Below are 20001 nucleotides of genomic sequence, written 5' to 3' on the forward strand. Positions count from 1 at the left end.
GTTGAGAGCAGACAGCACAAAGGCGCCCGAAGCGGTGGCTTCGGCGCGATCGGCAAATGCATCAATGTTGCAATTGTCTGCGGTCATCGGTCTTCATCAAATGGTTTGCTAGGCCAGACGGTGCTGGCGACGTCCCCAATTTCGTTTGAGCGTCCACGAAGGTCAAGTAATTTTTGTATCTTTTGTCGGCTTTTTTGAGTGGAATTTAGCGAGCCACTCTAATCGGCAGGCTCATTCTTTGGCTTTGACGGGGCATTTTAATGTTCAGGCATGCCATAGTTGGAAAAAGATGCTGGCTGGGTTTCACGTTATCAGGTAGTGGTTTTGCCCTGATTTTGCGAATTGCGAGATTTGCGTATCACAGTTGCGTGCCACCCACCGTTACAGGAATATTCTATGGTCAGTTTGTCCTTGATCGGGGCCTTTATCCCGACGGCCTTTTTTGTCTCGATTACGCCGGGCATGTGCATGACGCTTGCGTTGACACTTGGCATGACCATTGGGCTTCGTCGGACATTATGGATGATGATGGGCGAACTGGTCGGTGTGGGAATTGTTGTTGTTGCGTCGGCGCTGGGGGTGGCGGCGGTAATGTTGCAGTACCCGGCGATATTCGCCGTCTTTAAATATATTGGCGGTGCATATCTTGCGTGGTTGGGCATTCAGTTGTGGCTATCGCGCGGACGCATGGCAATTTCATCCGAAGTCGAGGGTGCCAAGACGGCAACCCCCTATGGCTTGATAACCCAGGGGTTCGTGACGGCCATTGCCAATCCAAAAGGCTGGGCTTTCATGATTTCATTGCTGCCCCCCTTTATCAGTCTGGAACATGCGATGGCGCCACAGCTTTCGGTGCTGGTTGCAATCATCCTGATGACCGAACTGATTTGCATGACGCTGTATGCGACAGGTGGCCGTTCGTTGCGTCGGTTCCTTGAAAAAAGTGGCAATGTCCGGATACTCAACCGGATCGCAGGAACCTTGATGGTGGCTGTTGGCATTTGGTTGGCATCAAGCTGAGTGTGTGGCCGGAACCGGGATGCGACCCCGTTTGAAAAAGCCCTAAGTCGTTATTCTTTCGTGCGTTAATGTTTGTTTTGTTACTTGGCATTACCATATGCAATTAAGGAAAAATTGCAGGGTGAGCAGTCATGCGCGAGATGCGCTGTATCGTTTTTGAAGATGGTGAACTGGTCAAGGCGCTGATGGCGTATCGCCGTCGTTCGGGCAAACCTCTTCCGTCTGGGCAGATCAGCGGTCTTGAGATCGAAAAAAAGCCGGAAGTCATCGTGCGGATGTCAATCACATCGGATGCCGGCGAAACGGTCGTCGTGCCAAGCTCGGGGGCAGAACTTGCTGCGGCAATGATCGCGTATTGCATTGATACAAGAGTACCTGTGCCTGCATCCTCGAACAAATCCATCACGACGATTGATGGTCATATAGCCCTTAAAGTTATGCTGAGCTGATGTATTCTGAACGGGTCAGAATAGAGGCCTAGAAACAAAAAAATCGCGGAGTAAACCGCGATTTTTTTGTTTGTGATTTAGCTGCAATTGTTCTGTGCAAGCCTTTATTACCACTGCATCATCTTGCCCTTAAGCGCACCCATGCGTTCGTCTTCGTTTTTGAAGGTTTGCCCTGATGCAATGCCATCTTGCATCTTGGTCATCAAAAGCCACTGTTTTACCTTCATGAAGCGCGGTGCAAGGAACTGGTAAGTGTCTCGCACAAGTCGAACGGCCACCGGGCCACGCTCAACCTCAAGATCTTCCCACTGAACAATAAGCGGTTCCCACGCGCGCAGGCGCCGATGCAGGTCATCGCGTTTGGTGCGGATATATTGCCGTTGGGACGAAAAGTTTTTCAGGACGGACATGATTTCGCCGGTATTGGCGTCAATCTCTTCAAACGTCGTTTCGAACTTCTTCTTGGCATCATCAAGCAGGCGAATGGCTTGGGTAACAGTTTCCAGAACGCCTTTTTCATGCGCGTAAATGCGGCGAAGCTCCTGCATCTTGCGGTCAACCATCTTGATGCTTCGATATTTCTCGCGCAAGGTCTCGACATAGGAAAGTTCGTCTGCAACCTGATGAACCAGATTGACGACTTCTTCGCGGTTTTCCTTTCCCAATCCAAGCTTCTCAGCGACTTCGTCAAAAGCCTGATTGATCTTCTTTTTGGTGCCGGGATCTTCTGCAATCTGCATCAATTCGTCAGGATCGGTAATAAGTTCTTCGTTGCCCGACATCCAAGTCACCAACTGCATGGTGATACGGTTATAGGCAATCGCCTGATGTGCTTCGTCGACATCCCACGATGCTTCACCGGTCAGAACCTCAAGCGGAAGGTCATCGCCCGGCCGCAAGATGTTAATGAAATTAAGGGCTTTGTCGATCAGACTGATCAGCTCACCATCCTTGGAATTCACATCAATATCGAATTCACGGCAGATAGCACGCAACGGCAGCGAAACAACCGACCCCTCGGCCATTTGCAGCACAAACAGAGCTTCGTCTGAAATATCAGACTTTTGAAAGTGGCATTCTTCGAACGTTTTGAAAATCTTGTGTTCAAGTTCAATTTTACGTTCGGATTTCTTGCGCGTCATATGGTCGCTCCGCCCCGCAAAGCCATTGGATTCTTATGTTGTATGGCACAAGACCGAATATAAGAGGTTCGGCCTGTTCATTTTGGCTTGGCGAGACACAATCGGGTTTGCTCGAAGTCAAATTCGCATCACACCACTTATGGCATAGATAGGTCCAAAGATGGTCTTATTTTCCGGTAGACCCGGTATGTGTTTTTTTATTGAGACATACAGGTATTTCGCCCACCTTGTTTTGCCTCGTATAGGGCATTGTCTGCACGATCAACAAATTCCAGTATATTCTCGCCAAGTCGATAGGACGTCAAGCCGATTGAAACAGTTAACTTACCGAAACTCTTTCCTGTTTTTTTATTGATAATCTGTTGCATGGAAACATTGTTGCGAAGTTTATCTGCCAGCTTTTTAGCATTTTCCAGCGACGTGTCGGGCAAGATAATGGCAAATTCCTCGCCGCCATAACGCGCAACAGTATCCGCACCCTTGGTCGAATTTACCAGAACCCGCGCCACTGCTTTTAAGACGCCATCGCCCGTGCGGTGACCGAAATTATCGTTGAAGGCCTTAAAGTGATCAATGTCGATCATTAGCAATGACAGCTCGACACCAGTTTCCATGGTCGAGGTAACAGCATCGCGCAGCGACGTGTCAAAGTTCTTGCGGTTGGCGATCCCGGTTAGGGTGTCTGTCAGGGCATCACGACGCACCAGTTCCAGTTCGCTGCGCACGCGACGGACTTCCTGATGGTACTCACCAAGGTTACTGTTGAAATCACCATAACGATTTCGCGCCGTGTGGGTGGCCTTTGACAGGTTTTGTGTCACGCAATGCACATCTTCAGGCGAAATTCCGTCTTCGGTCAGCCGGTTTGATGCGGTGTCAATTTCATCACAGAATATTTCGGTGTCGCGGATAACGGAATGAACCGCCTCTTCAACGCGTTCTACCGCTGCCTGCAATCCCTCGACGCCCTGATCGATTTTCTGCTGAAGCGCGTTGCTTCCAAGATACTTGTGATAAATCCGAAAGACGGTTTCTTCATCAAGTTCCTGAGTGTTGCGGATCAGCACCTTGATCAATTGGCTGAGTTCGGGAACTTCGTCGGTCAGATAGCTGTAAAATACATGATAGACCTGCGGGGTTGGCTGCAGGTTCAGTTCATTAATCAGCGTCATCACGTTTTGCGCAATGTCACGAGGATTTGCGATCTTGGTTGTCGCTGTTGCTGTCACGGTCTGCTTTTCCGATCAGATAACCAAATTCCCACGTTGTTTTACCTGTGTCCCACCATGGTCACGCTGCGACAGTATCGTCTGACCTTGCTCGTTTTTTCGCATCGTTTAAGCTGTGCGCGTTTTACATATTTGGTCATCATCGTTCGAATACTAGTCAAAAGTCACGAGAAACTATCAACCAAATCATGACAAATTCAGTCATTGTGGTTGCCTTCGATATGATGGTCAGCAAACAACGGCTTCTTGAACCCTTAAAGTCGCAGCGCCACATGCCTGACAATAGTACTTTTTTCTATCAGGGTGACGACATGACGTTACGGGCGGTGACTGTCGGAAATTGGTGTGTGCTTTTCTTGATAGCTGTGGTGGGCGTTGTTTGGCTCAGTGAGGCGCATGCGCAAGATGACAGCGAGGAAAGTGTTCGGGTTGGCAGTGTCGTCACGGTCACCGATCAGTGGCTTTTATCACTTACATCGGGGCAACAGAATTTCTACAAAACGTTGCGGGCAATGTCGGGACGGCAATGGGCCGATGGTCTTCCGTTTGACCGATTGTATGGTTTGTTTGCAAGTCGGCAAGTTGATTGCATCGTTGCCGAGGCTCCAGTCGAGCCTGCTGAGACGATTGCATCCGTTCACAAGGTAAGGTTTGAAATGGTGATGTTCGCCCGGACGGGTGAGAATTTGGTGCGGAATGATAGCGTGACGGTCGGCTATCTTGCGACATTGCCACGCATGAAACTTCCCTTGGCGCAAGACGTTGAATGGTATGGTCTGCGGACAATCAAGCAAGGGATCGACCTGATCGGTGCCGGGCGAATTGATGTGTTGATTGCGCATGCAAGTCTGTTTGATAACGATCCATCTATTGTGAGACTACCGTTCCCACCTGTGCACGTCATTGAACTGGCTTTGGTATGCCACGATACCCTGAAAAATCGCGACTTTATTGCGGCATTTGATGCCCGACTGAGGTCAGTGCACGACGGTTCTGGAAATACAGGAACCGCAATCCCGACAAACCGGGTAGGTGTCTCTTAACGTTCGTTCTTCGTTTCGTCTTCTTATGCTCAATAACTGCATATAGGGATCTATCCGTAAAACAAACAAGCCTACCTTCGACATCATGACCAGTGTGTTTTGTTGCCCGCTTCAGCGCGTTCAGCCGGTGTCGGACGATTGTATTATTGAAGTGCCCTGAAGCCGTCGCCACATAATAGTTTGCGCAAAGTTTTCGTCACGTTTTACTGATCATTGATTTATGACCCGAATGTAGAATGGGTTGATGGGATCCCGGTCATCAAAGTGGGACTAAATACTTGGCAGTTTGACGATAGAAGCTTGGGCCATGTTGGCCGTTTTCATTCATCGTAATGGAAATTTTTAAGGCAGAAATAAATGCAGTTTGGGCGGCGCGGGATTTATCTCTTTGGGGGGCTGTTTTGCCTGTTCTGCATATCGGTTTCTGCATATGGTCAAGAACCTGTTCGGATTGCCAGTAACATCGAGATCGCGGCGAAATGGGTCGATCTTGCCCCTTTTGAGCAGCGAAAGTTCCTGACCCGACTTGGCACTCAAAGCCGCCCGGTTGTGTTTGAGGTCATCCCCTACAATCGATTTCGTCAGCTTATGGACAACGAACAAATTGACTGTGTGTTGAGTTCACAGCCAGCGGCGTTTGGCAGCACCATCGCCGCTGTCAGTAGGGTTCGCTTCGAATTGCGGCTGTTTAATCTTGCTGGTGTTGATCTGACATCTATGCCAAATGTCGAAATTGGCATCTTAGCGAATTTGCCACGGCCAGATGTGCCTTTGACGGCCGAGATTATTTGGCATGATCTGAGCAGTCTTGAGCAATCTGTGGATTTGCTCTCGGCGGGGCGTCTTGATGCAATCGTAGGTGATATTGCCCATATTCGAATGTATGACAATATCAGTATTGTTCAGGCCGACCTTCCCCCTGTGATAACCATAAAGTTGGCTCTTATTTGTCGAGATACAGAACCCTTGCGTGAATTCGTTGGCGAATTTGATTCATCTATGGGTGTGTCAGGTTTTCGGCATTCACAGTCAGATGAAAACCGTTATACGGTTTTGAATGCCTGGTAGCGAAAAAAGAACTTCATACATGAATCCATTGCACTAAGGCCAAAATTCGGTAATTATTGAAACAGTGCAGTACATCTTGTCGGGGCATGGTTGCCTTCTGGTTGGGGGAAGTTATGCTCTTTCCGGGTGTGGTGCAGGGACTGTTTTCTAGCACTTCCTCAAAAGGGAAATGCGCTTACTAAACTAAGGACGACGACGGATATGGCTACCGGAACGGTTAAGTGGTTTAATGCGACCAAGGGTTATGGCTTCATCACCCCTGACGAAGGCGGCAAAGATGCATTCGTGCATATCACCGCTGTTCAGCGTGCTGGTCTGCAGGGACTTGATGAGGGTCAAAAGGTTGAATTCGAGCTGATTGAAGGTCGTAACGGCCGCATGTCGGCAGAAGAACTCTCCATCGGGTAATTGATTTTGGATTGCAGCTTTTGCTGACAACCGTTAACGCGCCGGGCTTCCGGCGCGTTATGCGTTTAAAGGGTTTTGTTGTAGGGTGTCTGACCAAAGACACAACACACGGCAAGTACCCATTCTCATGAGCCTTGATCTTCCCAGTGCACCGGTCGCAAAAGATGCCAATAGCCAGGCCGAATGGCGCCATGCCGTCAGGCGTGCTTTGCTGGGATGGCGCTCCGCGCTTGATGCGGCCACACACCAGCATTTATCACATCAGGTTCAGGCGCATTTTTCCGAATTTCTGAAAAGTCGGGCCGGGGCTACTGTCGGGTTTTACTGGCCGATCCAGAACGAAATTGATCTGCGTCCCGTGATAGCGCGTCATCTTGAGGCGGGCGGCAAGGCTGCCTTGCCAGTTGTGCCGGGCAGGGACCAGCCCATGGTCTTTCACTATTGGACTCCTAAAACAAAAATGGCGCCCGGTTTCGCCCGAATTCCCGAACCGCAAGGTACTGAGGCGGTTGCTGTACATGTTTTGCTTGCACCCTTGGTGGGCTTTGACGGGGCAGGGTATCGGTTGGGCTATGGCGGTGGATTTTTTGACCGCACGCTTGCGGATCTGAAACGCCGTCCCTTGTTGGTCGGGATCGGGTTTGAGGCCACCAGACTTGGCAATATCATGCCCCATCAATATGACGTGCCGGTTGATGTTTTAATTACAGACCGCGGTGTTCAGACCGTCAGCGATCAGGCACTGCCGGTCGAGGACAAGGCTGATCAGTCATCGCCACCGTGTCATCTGAGTACCTGACGCTCAGGCAGATTCTACTCTTCTGAACGGTCTGTGTTGTCGCGATCACGGTCATAGTGCCGATGGATTGGAAAGGCTGGCAACCAAGCCTCACGGCGGATGGTCCAGAGTTCATAGGTTGGTTTTAAAAGGTCCGGGTCATCAAGCGATCCAAGGTTGACCTCGATCTCATCGTCACTGCGCGAAAAAACGGACGATCCGCAGGCTGGACAGAAATGCCGCTCCTCGTAATCGCGTGTTTCACCTTCGACCGTCACCGCATCCTCTGAAAACACCGCTGATGCATGGAAAAGCGCACCATGATGCTTGCGACAATCCATACAGTGACAGAGCCCGACCCGATATGGGGCACCTATAGCCACAATTTGCACCTTGCCACACAGGCAACCACCGGTGAAACGGTCCATGCGGGTTCTCCTATTGGATCAAGCGAGCGGTACCATTTTGATCAACAAAACCGCCAAGATGGCTTTTCGCTAACCTTGGTCTATTTCCAATCTGGTCGTTGTCTGTCGATCATTGCTTTAAGACAAGCAGTCGTCAACGCAACAAAGGAAAGTGCTGCTTTAAACTGATAATGAGGGGAGTTGGTGGGGCAAGAAAGTTGGCTGGGGAACCTGGATTCGAACCAGGACTGACGGAGTCAGAGTCCGTAGGTCTACCGTTAACCTATTCCCCAGCAGACGAACAAAACGTTCGACACGACCTTGGCCGTTGGTGGCGTGTGAATTAATGGATCAGGTATGGGTTGTCAAGGCAATGAGTGGGCAGGGTAAGCAGGAAATGCCGATTTTGATAAATTATCGCGTTCGTATGCCTGTTTTGGCACTTAAATCAGAAGTGCTTTTTGCAAAAAGCGCGGCCTGAGCCGGATTTGAGATATTTTTCAAAATCTTCTGCTTTTGCGGGATCGTCAAAGTTTACAGTTGTTCTGACTTTCCACGGCTTGAACTTGTTCGTATGTATGGACGCACCGTTATTGTGCTGCGCCAGACGTCTGTTCAGGTCCGTCGTTAAGCCGACGTAAAAATGTTCAGGATGATTGATGCTTTGTAAAATATAAACGCAGTACACAAAGCCCGCCTTCGTTGCACTTCACTCAACTATGGCGAGGCATTCCGTTTCGCACGCGTCGCCTCAATAAATCTCGTCGAAGCTAAATTTTGCCGCAGGCAAAATTAGCGAAGACGGATGGCTGGGGAACCTGGATTCGAACCAGGACTGACGGAGTCAGAGTCCGTAGGTCTACCGTTAACCTATTCCCCAGCAGAAGTCTTCCGCACTGCAACGCGTGATGCGCCTCGGTGTGGGGCGGTATTTATAAAACCGGGTGGGCTTTGGCAACCCCTTTTTTGTCAGAAGAGGCTCATTCATGTGTTTCTTGCATAGGGCATTTGCCTTGTCAGCGATTGTCGTTACACTCATATAGCTGATTCGCAAACGTGTCATATAATTGACGCGTTGATGCGCGACATAGATAGATCGTTGGTCATAGAAAGCAGGTTTTGGAAAGGTGAAGCAGGTTCATCCTCATAGCAATTCGCAAGGGGCCGTAAGCTCCGATGGCGGCGCTGCGATGGGCGAGCATGCCGTGCTTGAAGTGCGCGAAAAACCTGTGTTGCCAAAACCTGGCACCACGGTTCACACCGGAACACCGGTGGGAACATCGTCGCGCATGATCGATTGCATCACCGCCCCGCTGTATGCCGCCATTGATCTGGGCAGTTCAAACTGCCGGCTTTTGGTTGCGCGTCCGTGCAATGATGGTTTTAAGGTCATTGATGCATTTTCGCGGGTTGTGCGCCTTGGCGAAGGGGTGCGCGAAAAAGGCTATCTTTGTGAGGCGGCAATGGATCGGGCGATTGATGCATTGCGCGTGTGCGCCAAAAAATTGCGCAAGCACCCCGGCGCAAGTTTGCGCGCCGTTGCCACAGAAGCCTGCCGTTCGGCAAACAATCGCGACGATTTTATTCAACGGGTACGTGATGAAACCGGCATTTCGCTTGATATCATCAATCCGGATGAAGAAAGCCGTTTGGCGCTTCAGGCCTGTTCGGCACTTCTCGATGAACGTCCCTATGCCGTGGTCTTCGATATCGGCGGCGGCAGTACCGAGATTTGCTGGATCAAGGTGGATAACACTGGCAAGACCCAGTGTATTGAAACATTGTCGATGCCGTGCGGAGTGTTGTGTCTGACCGAACGTTATGCCTCGGTCGAGGAACGCCGCCAGCGGTTTGAGGCAATGCGCACCGAAATTCGCGAGCGGCTCGAAGAATTCGCCAGCCGCAATTGCTGTTCGGATATGCTTGATGACGACAAGGTACAAATGGTCGGCACATCGGGCACGGTGACGACCTTCTGCGGCATTGCACTTGGTCTGGAACGCTATGAACGTCACAAGGTTGACGGATCAGATTTGCGATTTGATGACGCTGAACGCGTGACCGAATTGTTGCTGCGCATGGAATCAGACAAGCGCAAAGGCCATCCCTGTATCGGCAATCAACGTGCCGAGCTGATGGATGCCGGGGCGGCGATCTTTGCTGCGATTCGGGATATCTGGCCGCTGGCGACGCTTAAAGTTGCCGATCGGGGCCTGCGAGAAGGAATTCTCGTCGATTTGATGCGTGCAGACGGCCATGCTATTGACCCGTGCGATGCACGCCGTCATACAGTGTCGCATATTAAAGCCAACTCCTGACCGGACATCGTCGATTGGTTCGATGAAACCGACAGGACGCTGGTCAACACAGAATTCAGTGCAGGAAATATCATGAGCGACAATAGCAGCGGAAAAGGCGGTTCACGCCGTCGCAAGGGTTCGGCCATTGCCGCAATTGATACCGGCGCACGCCGTGGCCTGCGTACACGTGTCAAAAGTGCCAAGGGGCGCAAGATTTCATCAACCCGCTGGCTCGACCGGCAGCTCAATGACCCCTATGTGCAAGAAGCAAAACGTCTTGGCTATCGGTCGCGCGCGGCGTTTAAGCTGATTGAAATCAACAACCAGTTCGATTTGCTCCGCCCCGGAATGCGCATTGTCGATTTGGGCGCTGCACCGGGTGGCTGGACCCAGGTTGTGGTCGATATGGTCGGCTCAAAGCAAGGCAAAGGTCAGGTCGTTGGCCTTGATATCCTTGAATGGGAAGGTCTGTCTGGTGCGACCTGTCTTCAGGCCGATTTCCTTGATCCGGCAGCACCCGACATGATCAAACACGCCCTGCAGGGCCCGGTTGATGCGGTGATTTCCGATATGTCTCCGGAAACCACCGGGCACCGTCAAACTGATCACATTCGTATCATTGATCTGGTCGAACATGCATTGCTGTTTGCCGAGGAAGTTCTTGCACCGGGCGGTATTTTTATCGCCAAGGTGTTTAAGGGCGGTACGGAAAACGATCTGTTGAATCGGGTGAAAAAGAACTTCCGCGTTTCCAAGCACGCCAAACCACCGGCATCGCGCCCGGAAAGCCCGGAAGCCTATTTGATCGCGACTGGTTTCCGTGGGCAGAACAATGCCGAAAACGACATCAATAGCGCAGAAATCCCCGAAGACGACAATTGGTCGCCGGTTGAATAACACGGACTAATTTACCGGTTTCCGGCGTGGCGGCCTCGTCACGCACATCGTGATTAATCGCAAATGACGTTGCGCTATATCAAATAGTTTCGTGTCGATTGTGGGTTACACTTCTTCCAAAGTGGGTACGCTTGGTCACAGAACGTCCAAGCGTTTTGACGATGTTTTGGTTGGTTCCATCTGACCAGAATTCGCGGGGGCTATTGGATGAAGCACGATCAGTTGTTTCTTACGGGTGTCGAACGTTATTTCGATGATACCGAAATCATCGTCTCAAAAACCGATACCAAGGGGCGTATCACCTACGCCAACGATGTTTTTCTGCGTGTCGCAGGCTACAGCGAAAAGCAGTTGTTGGGCCAACCCCACAGTATTATTCGTCATCCCGATATGCCGCGATGTGTTTTTTCATTGCTGTGGGAAACGGTTGCGGCGGGGCGCGAGATCTTTGCCTATGTGATTAATCGCTGTGCCAACGGGGATCATTACTGGGTTCTGGCCAATGTAACGCCGACTATCGGCCGGGATGGCAAGATCATCGGATATCATTCCAATCGCCGGGTGCCGCGTCGTGATGCGCTAAAGCAGGTCATCCCGCTGTATGCAGCCCTGTGCGAGGAAGAAGAAAAAGAACGCAACCGTAAGGAAGGCATGGCGCGCAGTACGGCAAAGCTGGGGGCGCTTTTGGCGGATGCAGGAATTGATTACGATCAGTTTGTTTTTACCCTGTAAGCCGTTTGTGTCGAGCAGCTTGGGGTTTCCAGACGCTTGACGGTTTGCGAGTGTTTGGGAAAACAAAAAAAGGGACTTGCCTGACGGCAGCCCCATCGACCAGTTTCTAACGCAATGCACAAAATATTGCAGCAATAAATTCGCAGGGCTGTTATGGGCGCAGAAAACTTGGCATATAGGTCATAACGTGTATAAGTTCCGCGCCAACTCAGATTAACGAGGTGGCCAGATGACCCGCATAGCAGAAGCCCTGACGTTTGACGACGTATTGATCAAGCCCGCCGCATCCGAAGTGTTGCCGGCTCAGGTGCAGACAAATACCCGCATTACCAAAAAGATTGACCTGAAAATCCCGCTGCTTTCCTCGGCTATGGATACCGTAACCGAAAGTGCAATGGCGATTGTGATGGCACAGCATGGCGGCATGGGGGTCATTCACAAGAACCTCGATATTGTCCAGCAGGCCGAAGAAGTTCGCCGTGTGAAGAAGTTCGAATCGGGCATGGTGGTGAACCCAATTACCATTCATCCCGATCAGACGCTGGCTGATGCGCTTGATCTTATGGACATCAATCACATTTCCGGTATCCCGGTTGTCGAACGCAGCACAAACAAGCTGGTTGGCATCCTGACCAACCGCGATGTGCGTTTTGCCTCCAATCGCGCGCAGCCGGTTTCCGAACTGATGACCTTTGAAGGTCTGGTCACGGTCACCGAAAACGTAAATACCGAAGAAGCCAAAAAGCTTTTGCACCAACACCGCATTGAAAAGCTGCTGGTGGTTGATGATGCCTATCGCTGTACCGGCCTGATCACGGTCAAGGACATCGAAAAAGCCAAACTGCACCCGAACGCCTGTAAGGACGAAAGTGGTCGTCTTCGCGCAGCAGCGGCAACCGGTGTTGGCGAAGCCGGGTTTGAGCGCGCAACGGCCCTTATCGAAGCGGGCGTTGATGTTCTGGTGATTGATACCGCACACGGTCATTCCTCTGGTGTGATCAAGGCTGTTGAGCAGATCAAAGCAAAATTTGGCGATATCCAGATCATTGCCGGTAACGTTGCCACCGCCGATGCGGTTAAGGCGCTGTCTGAGGCCGGTGCTGATGCGGTGAAGGTTGGTATTGGCCCCGGGTCGATTTGTACGACCCGTATTGTTGCAGGTGTTGGCGTTCCACAGCTTACCGCTGTTTTGGAATGCGGTGAGATGGCCCACAAGCTTGATATCCCGATCATTGCCGATGGTGGCATCAAGTTTTCCGGTGATATCGCCAAGGCGATGGCCGCAGGTGCAAGTACCTGCATGGTGGGCTCACTTCTGGCTGGGACCGACGAGGCACCGGGCGAAGTTATCCTGTATCAGGGCCGTTCGTATAAATCCTATCGCGGGATGGGCTCGGTCGGTGCGATGGCACGTGGTTCAGCGGATCGCTATTTCCAGGAAGACGTTCGCGACAACCTGAAACTGGTGCCTGAAGGCATCGAAGGTCGCGTACCGTACAAAGGCCCGGCAGGCCAGATCATCCATCAGCTGGTGGGCGGTCTTAAGGCATCAATGGGTTATACCGGTTCGGCAACCTTGGCCGACTTCCGCGCACGTGCAGAGTTTGTTCGCATCACCAATGCAGGCCTGCGCGAAAGCCATGCCCACGATGTGACCATCACCCGCGAAGCCCCGAACTACCGTCCGGGCAGCTAAGTGCGGGCTGCTTTTTGATTGGCTGGTCTGCCCTGCATTTTGATGTGGTTGGCGAATGGTTAAAGCCATGATATGAGCGGCAGACAATTTTAGGTGACGGCAGGCTTTCCTGCCGTCATCAGCTTTTTTATCGTAAGGTGAACATTCCGGTCCCATATAGGGATCGTTGATCTCACCTCGCAAACAGGTTGGAAAATCGTTTTGAAACCCGGTGCTCGTATCGCGGCCGTCATTGAACTTTATGACGGTTGGACCCATACCAGAGACGACGCAGATCGCGTCGTATCAGGCTATTTCGGATCACGCCGTTATATTGGCGGTGGCGATCGCCGTGAAATCAGCGAACGTTTTTATAACCTGATCCGGCATCAGGCCCGTCTGGGCTGGTGGCTGGCAGAATGCGGTTATGAATTCCAGGACGGCCGGGCGCGCATGATTGCCGATCTGGTGCTTCATGATAATTTGAAGCCCGCCGATCTCGAAGACCGGTTCACCGGCGAACAATTCTGCCCGGATCCGCTTCATCCCAATGAAAAGCACCTGATCAACAAACTGTCGGGCAAGACGCTTGATCATGATGGGCAGCCCGGGGCTGTGAAAACCGAACTGCCAAAATGGCTGTATTCGGAACTTCTCAAGCTCCATCATGAAAGCCTGCCCGAAGAAATGGCGGCTTATAATAAGCCTGCCAAGCTTGATCTGCGGGTGAACCGCTTACGCGGGACTGTCGATGATGCCATCAAGTCGCTTGAGGCGGACGGCATCAAGAACATCAAAAAAACGCCGTATGCGCCAAATGGTCTTCGGTTGCCGCTGGGACTGAACATGCTGGTGACGGCGGCCTATAAGGATGGCCTGATCGAAATTCAGGACGAAGCATCCCAGATTTGCGTCAATATTGTTGATGCCAAGCCGGGCATGACCATCCTTGATATGTGTGCAGGCGGTGGCGGCAAAACCCTTGGTATTGCCGCTGATATGCGCGGTAAGGGCCGTATCCTTGCCTGTGATACCCATGCCGCGCGCCTTGATAATGCACGTAAGCGTGCGCGCCGTGCCGGGGCAGGCGACTGCATCCAGCAACGCATTATTTCTGATGAACGCGACACATGGTTGCGCAGCAAATCCGGGTTCTTTGATCGTGTCTTGCTTGACGTTCCGTGTTCGGGCCTTGGCACGTTGCGCCGTAACCCGGCACTGCGCTGGCGGATTGGCCAGCGCGATGTCCGTGCGATGATGGCCGAACAAAGCAAAATCCTCAAAGCCGGTGCCGCACGTGTGACACGTGGTGGTCGGTTGATCTATGCGACCTGTTCGATCATGCCCGAGGAAAACGAACGTCTGATCGAAACCTTTATGCGTGATCGTAAGGACTTCAAACCGGTTCCGATTAGTGACATCTGGCCCGATGCGCCAAAATCCGTGCCGGTACCGGGCGGTAAAGACAAGCCATGGCTGCGCCTGTCGCCCAACGTGCACGGCACTGACGGTTTCTTTGTCGCGGTGTTTGAACGCACGGCAAAAGGCAAGGCAAAGTAATGATGCTTGTGGTTGCGGCATACCCCCAACGATCCTTGCCCGCTACCGCCCTTACTCTGCCCGCTCTGCCCGGCCTTATGGCTTTGGCTCTGACACATATAAAAAAGGCCCTGCGCGCATCTGCTGCAGGGCCAGTTTTATTTTACCGTGAACGCAAAGTTGCGTTGAAGATATCTTCTACAGTCTGCTCGGGCCACCAAACCAAACCCGTCTCTGAAAATCAGACAGAGAGCTTATTCTGTCTTCTGGGCCGGTTCTTTGGTTGCGCCGTCTTTGGTCATGGCATCGTTGTTAAGCAAGTTGTTCATGCCCGGAACCGCACTACCGTCTTCTTCGGTCTTTGGGCTGGCCTCAGTCTTGCTGTCTGCCATCGGATCGGACTTGGGCTGTGCTTCGCCGATTTCCGCATCCGGTGCCGGGATTTTCGGGATTTTGACCGCACCGGTCGCATTGCTGGTTTCTTCGGCGCCGATAATCGCAAGCGGATTGTCGCCTTTGGACTGGGTCATGGCAATGGCGGTGGCGGCACCGGCCACAAGAATAAGACCCGCGACGGCAAGTGCGACTTTACTACCCTTGGAATTGCTCATGGTTGTGTGTCCCTATTTCTAATCAGTGTTGATGTGCTCATGCGTGGACGCGTTTTTGACCGCGTTCCGTTAAAGGTGAATGTGCCTGCCCATTGCGCTTTAAAAAGGGACCAATTGTGTATTTTTCAGGGGACGAAGTGCTCAAAAAGGTCGCAATTATCCCCAAACACCCGGTTTATGGGTGAAAGTTTTTTGAATGCATCGGTGGGTGACGGTTTGCGCCGGGTTGCCCATAACGATGGTTTGGCGTATGTACGGCGCAACCCCATCTTCGACGGAGATACGGCCCGATGACTGATCGCGTGCTGATTATTGATTTCGGATCCCAGGTCACCCAGCTTATTGCACGTCGCGTACGTGAAAGCGGTGTCTATAGCGAGATCCACCCTTTTAATAACATCTCGGATGAATTCCTGGATGAATATGCCCCCAAGGCGGTCATCCTTTCGGGTGGTCCGGCGTCTGTCCATTGGGACAAGGCACCATCTGCCCCGGCCCGCGTGTTTGATCTTGGTGTGCCGGTTCTGGGCATTTGCTATGGTCAGCAAACCATGGTCAATCAGCTGGGCGGCAAGGTCGCGACATCTGACCACCGTGAATTTGGTCGCGCCTTTGTTGATGTGATCGAAGATTGCGCGCTGTTTACCGGCACTTGGGCCGAAGGTGCACGCGAACAGGTCTGGATGAGCCACGGCGACCGCGTTGATGCGCTGCCTGATGGCTTCCGGGTTGTTGGCAAATCCGATGGCGCCCCGTTTGCCGCCATCGCCAATGATGACAAGAAATTCTATGCCGTGCAGTTCCACCCCGAAGTGGTCCATACCCCGCATGGTGCGCAGTTGCTCAAAAACTTCACCCACGGCGTTGCCGGGTGTTCTGGCGACTGGACGATGAATGCCTATAAAGACGATGCGATTGAAAAAATCCGCAAACAGGTCGGTGATGGCAAAGTCATTTGTGGCCTGTCGGGCGGTGTTGATAGCTCCGTCACCGCGGTTCTGATCCACGAAGCGATTGGTGATCAACTGACCTGTGTGTTTGTCGATCACGGTTTCATGCGCTCGGGCGAGGCCGATCAGGTCGTTACCCTGTTCCGCGATCATTACAACATTCCGTTGGTCCATGTGGATGCCACTGACACCTTTATCGATGCCATCGAAGGTGAAATTGATCCGGAAACCAAACGCAAAACCATCGGTCGTCTCTTCATCGAAACATTCGAAGAAGAAGCCAAGAAAATCGGCGGTGCAGATTTCCTTGCACAGGGCACACTCTATCCTGACGTGATCGAAAGCGTGTCATTCACCGGCGGGCCGTCCGTCACGATTAAATCACACCACAATGTCGGTGGTTTGCCAGAACGCATGAACATGCAACTGGTGGAGCCGCTCCGTGAATTGTTCAAGGACGAAGTCCGTGACCTTGGCCGTGAACTGGGCCTGCCCGATAGCTTCGTCGGGCGTCATCCGTTCCCGGGACCGGGGCTTGCGATCCGCATCCCCGGACAGCCGATCACGCGTGAAAAGCTTGATATCCTTCGCAAGGCCGATGCGATTTACCTCGAAGAAATCCGCAACGCGGGCCTGTATGACGCGATTTGGCAGGCCTTTGCCGTGCTGCTGCCGGTCCGTACCGTTGGCGTGATGGGCGATGGTCGGACATACGACTATGCCTGCGCGTTGCGCGCAGTGACCTCAACCGATGGCATGACGGCGGATTTCTTCCCGTACCCGCCAGAACTTCTGGGCCGCATCGCCAACCGGATCATCAATGAAGTCAACGGCATTAACCGTGTCACCTACGACTTTACCTCCAAACCACCCGGAACCATCGAGTGGGAATAAGTTTTCCGAAATCGTAAACTGCAAACGGCGCGTCCCAAGGGGCGCGCCGTTTTGTTTTGATACTTTAAGCCCACTCACGGTGGGCGATGGGGGCGGAAAGGCTTAACGCAGTGCTCGCCCATCAACATCCCAGTCCTGCCACCCCGGAAAGCTTAGCGGTTTTGCATTGTCAATCTGCGTCACATGTTCCACCCAACCATCAAGCAAAGCTTGAAGGTGGCGTCCAAGCGCATCGTTCGATTGATAGCTGTATCCATGGCCTTGCACGCCGTAAGCGGTAAAGGGGGGCAGGACCGTAAAGCCCATATAATGCAGCGAATAATGCACCGGCCACAACAACGTGTCGGGATCGCCACCCCGTGCGCCGGGGCCAAAGGCCTGCGCCGGTGCACCACTGGTCATGGAAACAAGGGCGCGCTTGCCCCGAAAATAACCGGCGTCATAGCGCATCTTGCTGCTGTAAAGACCACCACTGACAAACACCCGGTCCATCCATCCTTTCAAAATGGCGGGCATGCCATGCCACCAAAGCGGGAATTGCAGAATAAGCAAATCGGCCTGCTCCAGACGGTCAATCTCTCGGGCTACATCCGGGGCAAGTGTTCCGCCCTTATAGGCATGACGTTGTTCACCAAGCGGGGAGAAAACATCCCGATTTTCACGGTCTTGGTAATGGCGGGGAGCCTCGACAGGATCGAAACCCTCGGCATAAAGGTCGGACACTGTGACCTGGTGCCCGGCACGGCGCAGGGCATCACCGGCTTTGTGCGTCATGCTGGCGTTAAAAGAGTGTGGTTCCGGGTGGGCATGAACAATCAGGATTTTCATGATGCGCCTTTCGATGTTAGGCCGTTGTTGGCTTTCTTCCGGCTTTACGGCGAATTGGCGGCATCCTATGATTGTTTATCTGTGTCGGTAAATTCGATGAATTTGGCAAGTGAGTTTGCAAAAATGAACAGTGACCTTAACTGGGATGATCTGAAAATTGTGCTGGCGATTGCCGAAAAGGGATCGTTATCAGGGGCAGCACGCCAGTTGGGAGTGAGCCATGCCACGGTGTTTCGGCGCCTGAATGATCTTGAAGACCATCTTGGTGTTGAGCTGTTCCTTCGTGACCGTCGCGGATATCAGGTCACGACCGCCGGACAGGAAGTTGCCGACAACGCACACGACATTGCCGCTGCAATTTCCGCAGTCGAACGCCGGGTAATTGGTCGGGACCTGAAACCATCGGGCACAGTTCGACTGACCACAACCGATACGTTGCTCTGGGGTGTCCTCAGCCCAATACTGTCAAGGTTTCGAAGCACTTTTCCCGATATCGCGCTTGAGGTGATTGCATCGAATAATCTTTTTGACTTGTCGCGGCGCGAGGCCGATGTCGCCCTTCGTCCCGCGACAAACCCGCCAGAAATTCTTGTCGGCAAAAAGGTTGGCGTGATCACACAGGCCATCTATCGCCATCGCGATTTACCACCTGATCATTATGCCAACTGGGTCGGCCCGGATGACGCCATGGGGTATCCACCGTTACGTAACTGGATGGATCAAAACGGGTTTCTTGCACAGTGCGATTATCACTGCGATACGATCATGGGCATGTTCGCAGCCCTTCGCAATAAAGCCGGGCAGGGCATTTTGCCCTGTTACCTTGGCGATGGGGCTCAAGAGCTAATTCGTGTTGGTGATCCGATTGATCCGCTTGCCACAGACCTATGGCTTCTCACCCATCCTGATTTACAACGAACCGCGCGTATCCGTGCAGTGCTGAATTTCATCCATGATGCGATGCGCCATTTGGCGCCGAAATTGGGCGGGACGGCGGTGGAAACCGATCAATAGACAGGTATGGTTTCGCCCGCCGAAGCCCTTAGTTGGGCGGGGGCCCATCCGACCCGCAATCATCCGTCGAATTGCACGCATTAGATAGCGCCTGTTGCACACTGCGCTGCCAGTTAAAGGTCAGACACGATGACAGCGACACTGTTGCAACGATCAGAATGATCAGGCGAAACGGGCGCATTTAAAACTTAGCTCCTCAGCGCAGGCAATCCGACACCAACATTTTCGAATCCACCATCTGCGGCAATGATCTGTCCGGTGACAAAGCTTGCCTTGTCCGAGCACAGAAACGTAATCACCTCGCCGATTTCGGTTTCATTGCCATAGCGGTTAAGCGGCATGGCATCGAGATAGGCCGAGATGATTTCCGGTGAATGCACCGCCATCGCCAGTTTGGTTTTCACAGGGCCAGGGCAGACGCAGTTGGCACGAATGCCATATTCACCAAGCTCGGCCGCCTGTTGCTTGGTCATGTGAATAACCGCAGCCTTTGATGTGCCATAGGCGACACGAAGGGTTGATGCCCTAAGGCCGGAAATCGAGCCGATATTAACAATCGCGCCCTTGGTTTCCTTGAGTGCCGGAATGGCCGCCTGTGAGACAAGAAACACCCCGTCAAGGTTGGTGTCCATAATCCGGCGCCATGCGGCAAAGTCGGTTTCCTCAATCGGCAGAAAGTCGGCCACCCCGGCGTTGTTAACAACCGCATCAATACGCCCGAATGCGGACAGCACCGCATCAACCATCTGGTCAACCTGCTTTGGGACTGAAACGTCACATACGAACGGTTTGGCGCCGGACATATCAGCAGACGCAGATTTTAGCTCATCCCCGTCACGATCAATCATCGCCACGCACCAGCCCTGTTCAATAAACAGTTTGGCAGTTGCAAGTCCGATCCCGCGTGCGGAACCCGTGACCAAGGCTACTTTCTGCGTCATTCCAAACGTCCTTTCCTGAAACATTCCCTTATCACCGCGGCATTTGGCCATCGGTGTCGGTGCTGTTATCTCGTGC

General features: G+C 52.4%; 21 protein-coding genes and 2 tRNA genes. 13 read left to right on the top strand and 10 right to left on the bottom strand.

What is annotated here, in order from left to right; all coding sequences use genetic code 11:
* Positions 1 to 396 precede the first annotated feature (396 nt).
* The gene (locus COO92_RS17425; protein WP_101304219.1) at positions 397 to 1020 is read left to right on the top strand and encodes a LysE family translocator; all 624 of its coding nucleotides are present in this window, start codon (positions 397 to 399) and stop codon (positions 1018 to 1020) included.
* 131 nt (positions 1021 to 1151) lie between these two features.
* Positions 1152 to 1469 (top strand): hypothetical protein, encoded by a 318-nt coding sequence (locus tag COO92_RS17430; protein ID WP_101304221.1) that lies wholly within the window; start codon positions 1152 to 1154, stop codon positions 1467 to 1469.
* Positions 1470 to 1576: 107 nt separating this feature from the next.
* Here COO92_RS17430 and COO92_RS17435 read toward each other — a convergent pair whose 3' ends face one another.
* Positions 1577 to 2611 carry a hypothetical protein gene (locus COO92_RS17435; protein ID WP_101304223.1) on the bottom strand — a complete coding sequence of 345 codons (1035 nt, stop codon included), beginning with the start codon at positions 2609 to 2611 and terminating at the stop codon, positions 1577 to 1579.
* 197 nt (positions 2612 to 2808) lie between these two features.
* On the bottom strand, positions 2809 to 3783 hold the full coding sequence (locus tag COO92_RS17440; protein ID WP_051146023.1) for a GGDEF domain-containing protein: 975 nt from the start codon (positions 3781 to 3783) through the stop codon (positions 2809 to 2811).
* A 104-nt stretch (positions 3784 to 3887) separates the two neighbouring features.
* Between COO92_RS17440 and COO92_RS17445 the strand changes: the two genes are divergently transcribed.
* The 4 genes from COO92_RS17445 (at position 3888) to COO92_RS17460 (ending at position 7158) form a co-directional block, all read left to right on the top strand.
* Positions 3888 to 4883: a hypothetical protein gene (locus tag COO92_RS17445; protein ID WP_133125081.1), complete on the top strand. Its 996-nt coding sequence runs from the start codon at positions 3888 to 3890 to the stop codon at positions 4881 to 4883.
* A gap of 549 nt (positions 4884 to 5432) precedes the next feature.
* Positions 5433 to 5951, top strand: coding sequence for a hypothetical protein (locus COO92_RS17450; RefSeq protein ID WP_133125082.1), 519 nt, complete (start codon positions 5433 to 5435; stop codon positions 5949 to 5951).
* Positions 5952 to 6152: 201 nt separating this feature from the next.
* The gene (locus COO92_RS17455) at positions 6153 to 6359 is read left to right on the top strand and encodes a cold-shock protein (protein WP_022733220.1); all 207 of its coding nucleotides are present in this window, start codon (positions 6153 to 6155) and stop codon (positions 6357 to 6359) included.
* Between the two features lie 127 nt (positions 6360 to 6486).
* A complete protein-coding gene (locus COO92_RS17460; protein ID WP_101304228.1) occupies positions 6487 to 7158 on the top strand; it encodes a 5-formyltetrahydrofolate cyclo-ligase in 672 nt (223 codons plus the stop codon).
* Between the two features lie 14 nt (positions 7159 to 7172).
* Here COO92_RS17460 and COO92_RS17465 read toward each other — a convergent pair whose 3' ends face one another.
* The 4 genes from COO92_RS17465 to COO92_RS17480 form a co-directional block, all read right to left on the bottom strand.
* Positions 7173 to 7565 carry a GFA family protein gene (locus tag COO92_RS17465; RefSeq protein WP_101304230.1) on the bottom strand — a complete coding sequence of 131 codons (393 nt, stop codon included), beginning with the start codon at positions 7563 to 7565 and terminating at the stop codon, positions 7173 to 7175.
* 198 nt (positions 7566 to 7763) lie between these two features.
* Positions 7764 to 7837, bottom strand: a tRNA-Gln gene (locus COO92_RS17470).
* Between the two features lie 155 nt (positions 7838 to 7992).
* A complete protein-coding gene (locus tag COO92_RS17475; RefSeq protein WP_101304232.1) occupies positions 7993 to 8232 on the bottom strand; it encodes a GIY-YIG nuclease family protein in 240 nt (79 codons plus the stop codon).
* A gap of 118 nt (positions 8233 to 8350) precedes the next feature.
* Positions 8351 to 8424: transfer RNA gene (locus tag COO92_RS17480), tRNA-Gln, on the bottom strand.
* 247 nt (positions 8425 to 8671) lie between these two features.
* On the opposite strand from COO92_RS17480, the gene COO92_RS17485 reads away from it, so the two are divergent.
* From COO92_RS17485 to COO92_RS17505, 5 genes are all read left to right on the top strand, one after another.
* On the top strand, positions 8672 to 9862 hold the full coding sequence (locus COO92_RS17485; protein ID WP_240626496.1) for a Ppx/GppA phosphatase family protein: 1191 nt from the start codon (positions 8672 to 8674) through the stop codon (positions 9860 to 9862).
* 72 nt (positions 9863 to 9934) lie between these two features.
* Positions 9935 to 10741: an RlmE family RNA methyltransferase gene (locus COO92_RS17490; RefSeq protein ID WP_022733213.1), complete on the top strand. Its 807-nt coding sequence runs from the start codon at positions 9935 to 9937 to the stop codon at positions 10739 to 10741.
* Between the two features lie 207 nt (positions 10742 to 10948).
* A complete protein-coding gene (locus COO92_RS17495) occupies positions 10949 to 11473 on the top strand; it encodes a PAS domain-containing protein (RefSeq protein WP_101304234.1) in 525 nt (174 codons plus the stop codon).
* A gap of 229 nt (positions 11474 to 11702) precedes the next feature.
* Complete coding sequence (guaB, locus tag COO92_RS17500) at positions 11703 to 13169, top strand: IMP dehydrogenase (protein ID WP_101304235.1); 1467 nt, start codon at positions 11703 to 11705, stop codon at positions 13167 to 13169.
* 201 nt (positions 13170 to 13370) lie between these two features.
* Complete coding sequence (locus COO92_RS17505; RefSeq protein WP_101304237.1) at positions 13371 to 14708, top strand: RsmB/NOP family class I SAM-dependent RNA methyltransferase; 1338 nt, start codon at positions 13371 to 13373, stop codon at positions 14706 to 14708.
* A 233-nt stretch (positions 14709 to 14941) separates the two neighbouring features.
* On the opposite strand, the gene COO92_RS17510 is transcribed toward COO92_RS17505, so the two are convergent.
* Positions 14942 to 15298, bottom strand: coding sequence for a hypothetical protein (locus tag COO92_RS17510; RefSeq protein WP_101304239.1), 357 nt, complete (start codon positions 15296 to 15298; stop codon positions 14942 to 14944).
* A 290-nt stretch (positions 15299 to 15588) separates the two neighbouring features.
* On the opposite strand from COO92_RS17510, the gene guaA reads away from it, so the two are divergent.
* The gene (guaA, locus tag COO92_RS17515) at positions 15589 to 17142 is read left to right on the top strand and encodes a glutamine-hydrolyzing GMP synthase (protein ID WP_101304241.1); all 1554 of its coding nucleotides are present in this window, start codon (positions 15589 to 15591) and stop codon (positions 17140 to 17142) included.
* Positions 17143 to 17244: 102 nt separating this feature from the next.
* Here guaA and COO92_RS17520 read toward each other — a convergent pair whose 3' ends face one another.
* Complete coding sequence (locus COO92_RS17520) at positions 17245 to 17970, bottom strand: NAD(P)H-dependent oxidoreductase (RefSeq protein WP_101304243.1); 726 nt, start codon at positions 17968 to 17970, stop codon at positions 17245 to 17247.
* Between the two features lie 123 nt (positions 17971 to 18093).
* On the opposite strand from COO92_RS17520, the gene COO92_RS17525 reads away from it, so the two are divergent.
* Positions 18094 to 18984: a LysR family transcriptional regulator gene (locus COO92_RS17525; RefSeq protein ID WP_101304369.1), complete on the top strand. Its 891-nt coding sequence runs from the start codon at positions 18094 to 18096 to the stop codon at positions 18982 to 18984.
* Between the two features lie 28 nt (positions 18985 to 19012).
* Here the strand turns inward: COO92_RS17525 and COO92_RS22115 are convergent, their stop codons facing one another.
* Positions 19013 to 19165 (bottom strand): hypothetical protein, encoded by a 153-nt coding sequence (locus COO92_RS22115; protein WP_165792394.1) that lies wholly within the window; start codon positions 19163 to 19165, stop codon positions 19013 to 19015.
* A gap of 7 nt (positions 19166 to 19172) precedes the next feature.
* A complete protein-coding gene (locus COO92_RS17530; protein WP_101304245.1) occupies positions 19173 to 19925 on the bottom strand; it encodes an SDR family NAD(P)-dependent oxidoreductase in 753 nt (250 codons plus the stop codon).
* Positions 19926 to 20001: the final 76 nt, after the last annotated feature.

The sequence above is a fragment of the Thalassospira lohafexi genome, assembly GCF_002844275.1.
In the GTDB taxonomy this organism is placed as follows: domain Bacteria; phylum Pseudomonadota; class Alphaproteobacteria; order Rhodospirillales; family Thalassospiraceae; genus Thalassospira; species Thalassospira lohafexi.

Bases quoted from the DNA above. Each gene is read 5' to 3' on its own strand.
- COO92_RS17425 (WP_101304219.1), top strand. From the start codon at position 397: ATGGTCAGTTTGTCCTTGATCGGGGCCTTTATCCCGACGGCCTTTTTT.
- COO92_RS17430 (WP_101304221.1), top strand. From the start codon at position 1,152: ATGCGCGAGATGCGCTGTATCGTTTTTGAAGATGGTGAACTGGTCAAG.
- COO92_RS17435 (WP_101304223.1), bottom strand. From the start codon at position 2,611: ATGACGCGCAAGAAATCCGAACGTAAAATTGAACTTGAACACAAGATT.
- COO92_RS17440 (WP_051146023.1), bottom strand. From the start codon at position 3,783: ATGACGCTGATTAATGAACTGAACCTGCAGCCAACCCCGCAGGTCTAT.
- COO92_RS17455 (WP_022733220.1), top strand. From the start codon at position 6,153: ATGGCTACCGGAACGGTTAAGTGGTTTAATGCGACCAAGGGTTATGGC.
- COO92_RS17460 (WP_101304228.1), top strand. From the start codon at position 6,487: ATGAGCCTTGATCTTCCCAGTGCACCGGTCGCAAAAGATGCCAATAGC.
- COO92_RS17465 (WP_101304230.1), bottom strand. From the start codon at position 7,565: ATGGACCGTTTCACCGGTGGTTGCCTGTGTGGCAAGGTGCAAATTGTG.
- COO92_RS17490 (WP_022733213.1), top strand. From the start codon at position 9,935: ATGAGCGACAATAGCAGCGGAAAAGGCGGTTCACGCCGTCGCAAGGGT.
- COO92_RS17495 (WP_101304234.1), top strand. From the start codon at position 10,949: ATGAAGCACGATCAGTTGTTTCTTACGGGTGTCGAACGTTATTTCGAT.
- guaB (WP_101304235.1), top strand. From the start codon at position 11,703: ATGACCCGCATAGCAGAAGCCCTGACGTTTGACGACGTATTGATCAAG.
- COO92_RS17510 (WP_101304239.1), bottom strand. From the start codon at position 15,298: ATGAGCAATTCCAAGGGTAGTAAAGTCGCACTTGCCGTCGCGGGTCTT.
- guaA (WP_101304241.1), top strand. From the start codon at position 15,589: ATGACTGATCGCGTGCTGATTATTGATTTCGGATCCCAGGTCACCCAG.
- COO92_RS17520 (WP_101304243.1), bottom strand. From the start codon at position 17,970: ATGAAAATCCTGATTGTTCATGCCCACCCGGAACCACACTCTTTTAAC.
- COO92_RS17525 (WP_101304369.1), top strand. From the start codon at position 18,094: ATGAACAGTGACCTTAACTGGGATGATCTGAAAATTGTGCTGGCGATT.
- COO92_RS22115 (WP_165792394.1), bottom strand. From the start codon at position 19,165: ATGCGCCCGTTTCGCCTGATCATTCTGATCGTTGCAACAGTGTCGCTG.
- COO92_RS17530 (WP_101304245.1), bottom strand. From the start codon at position 19,925: ATGACGCAGAAAGTAGCCTTGGTCACGGGTTCCGCACGCGGGATCGGA.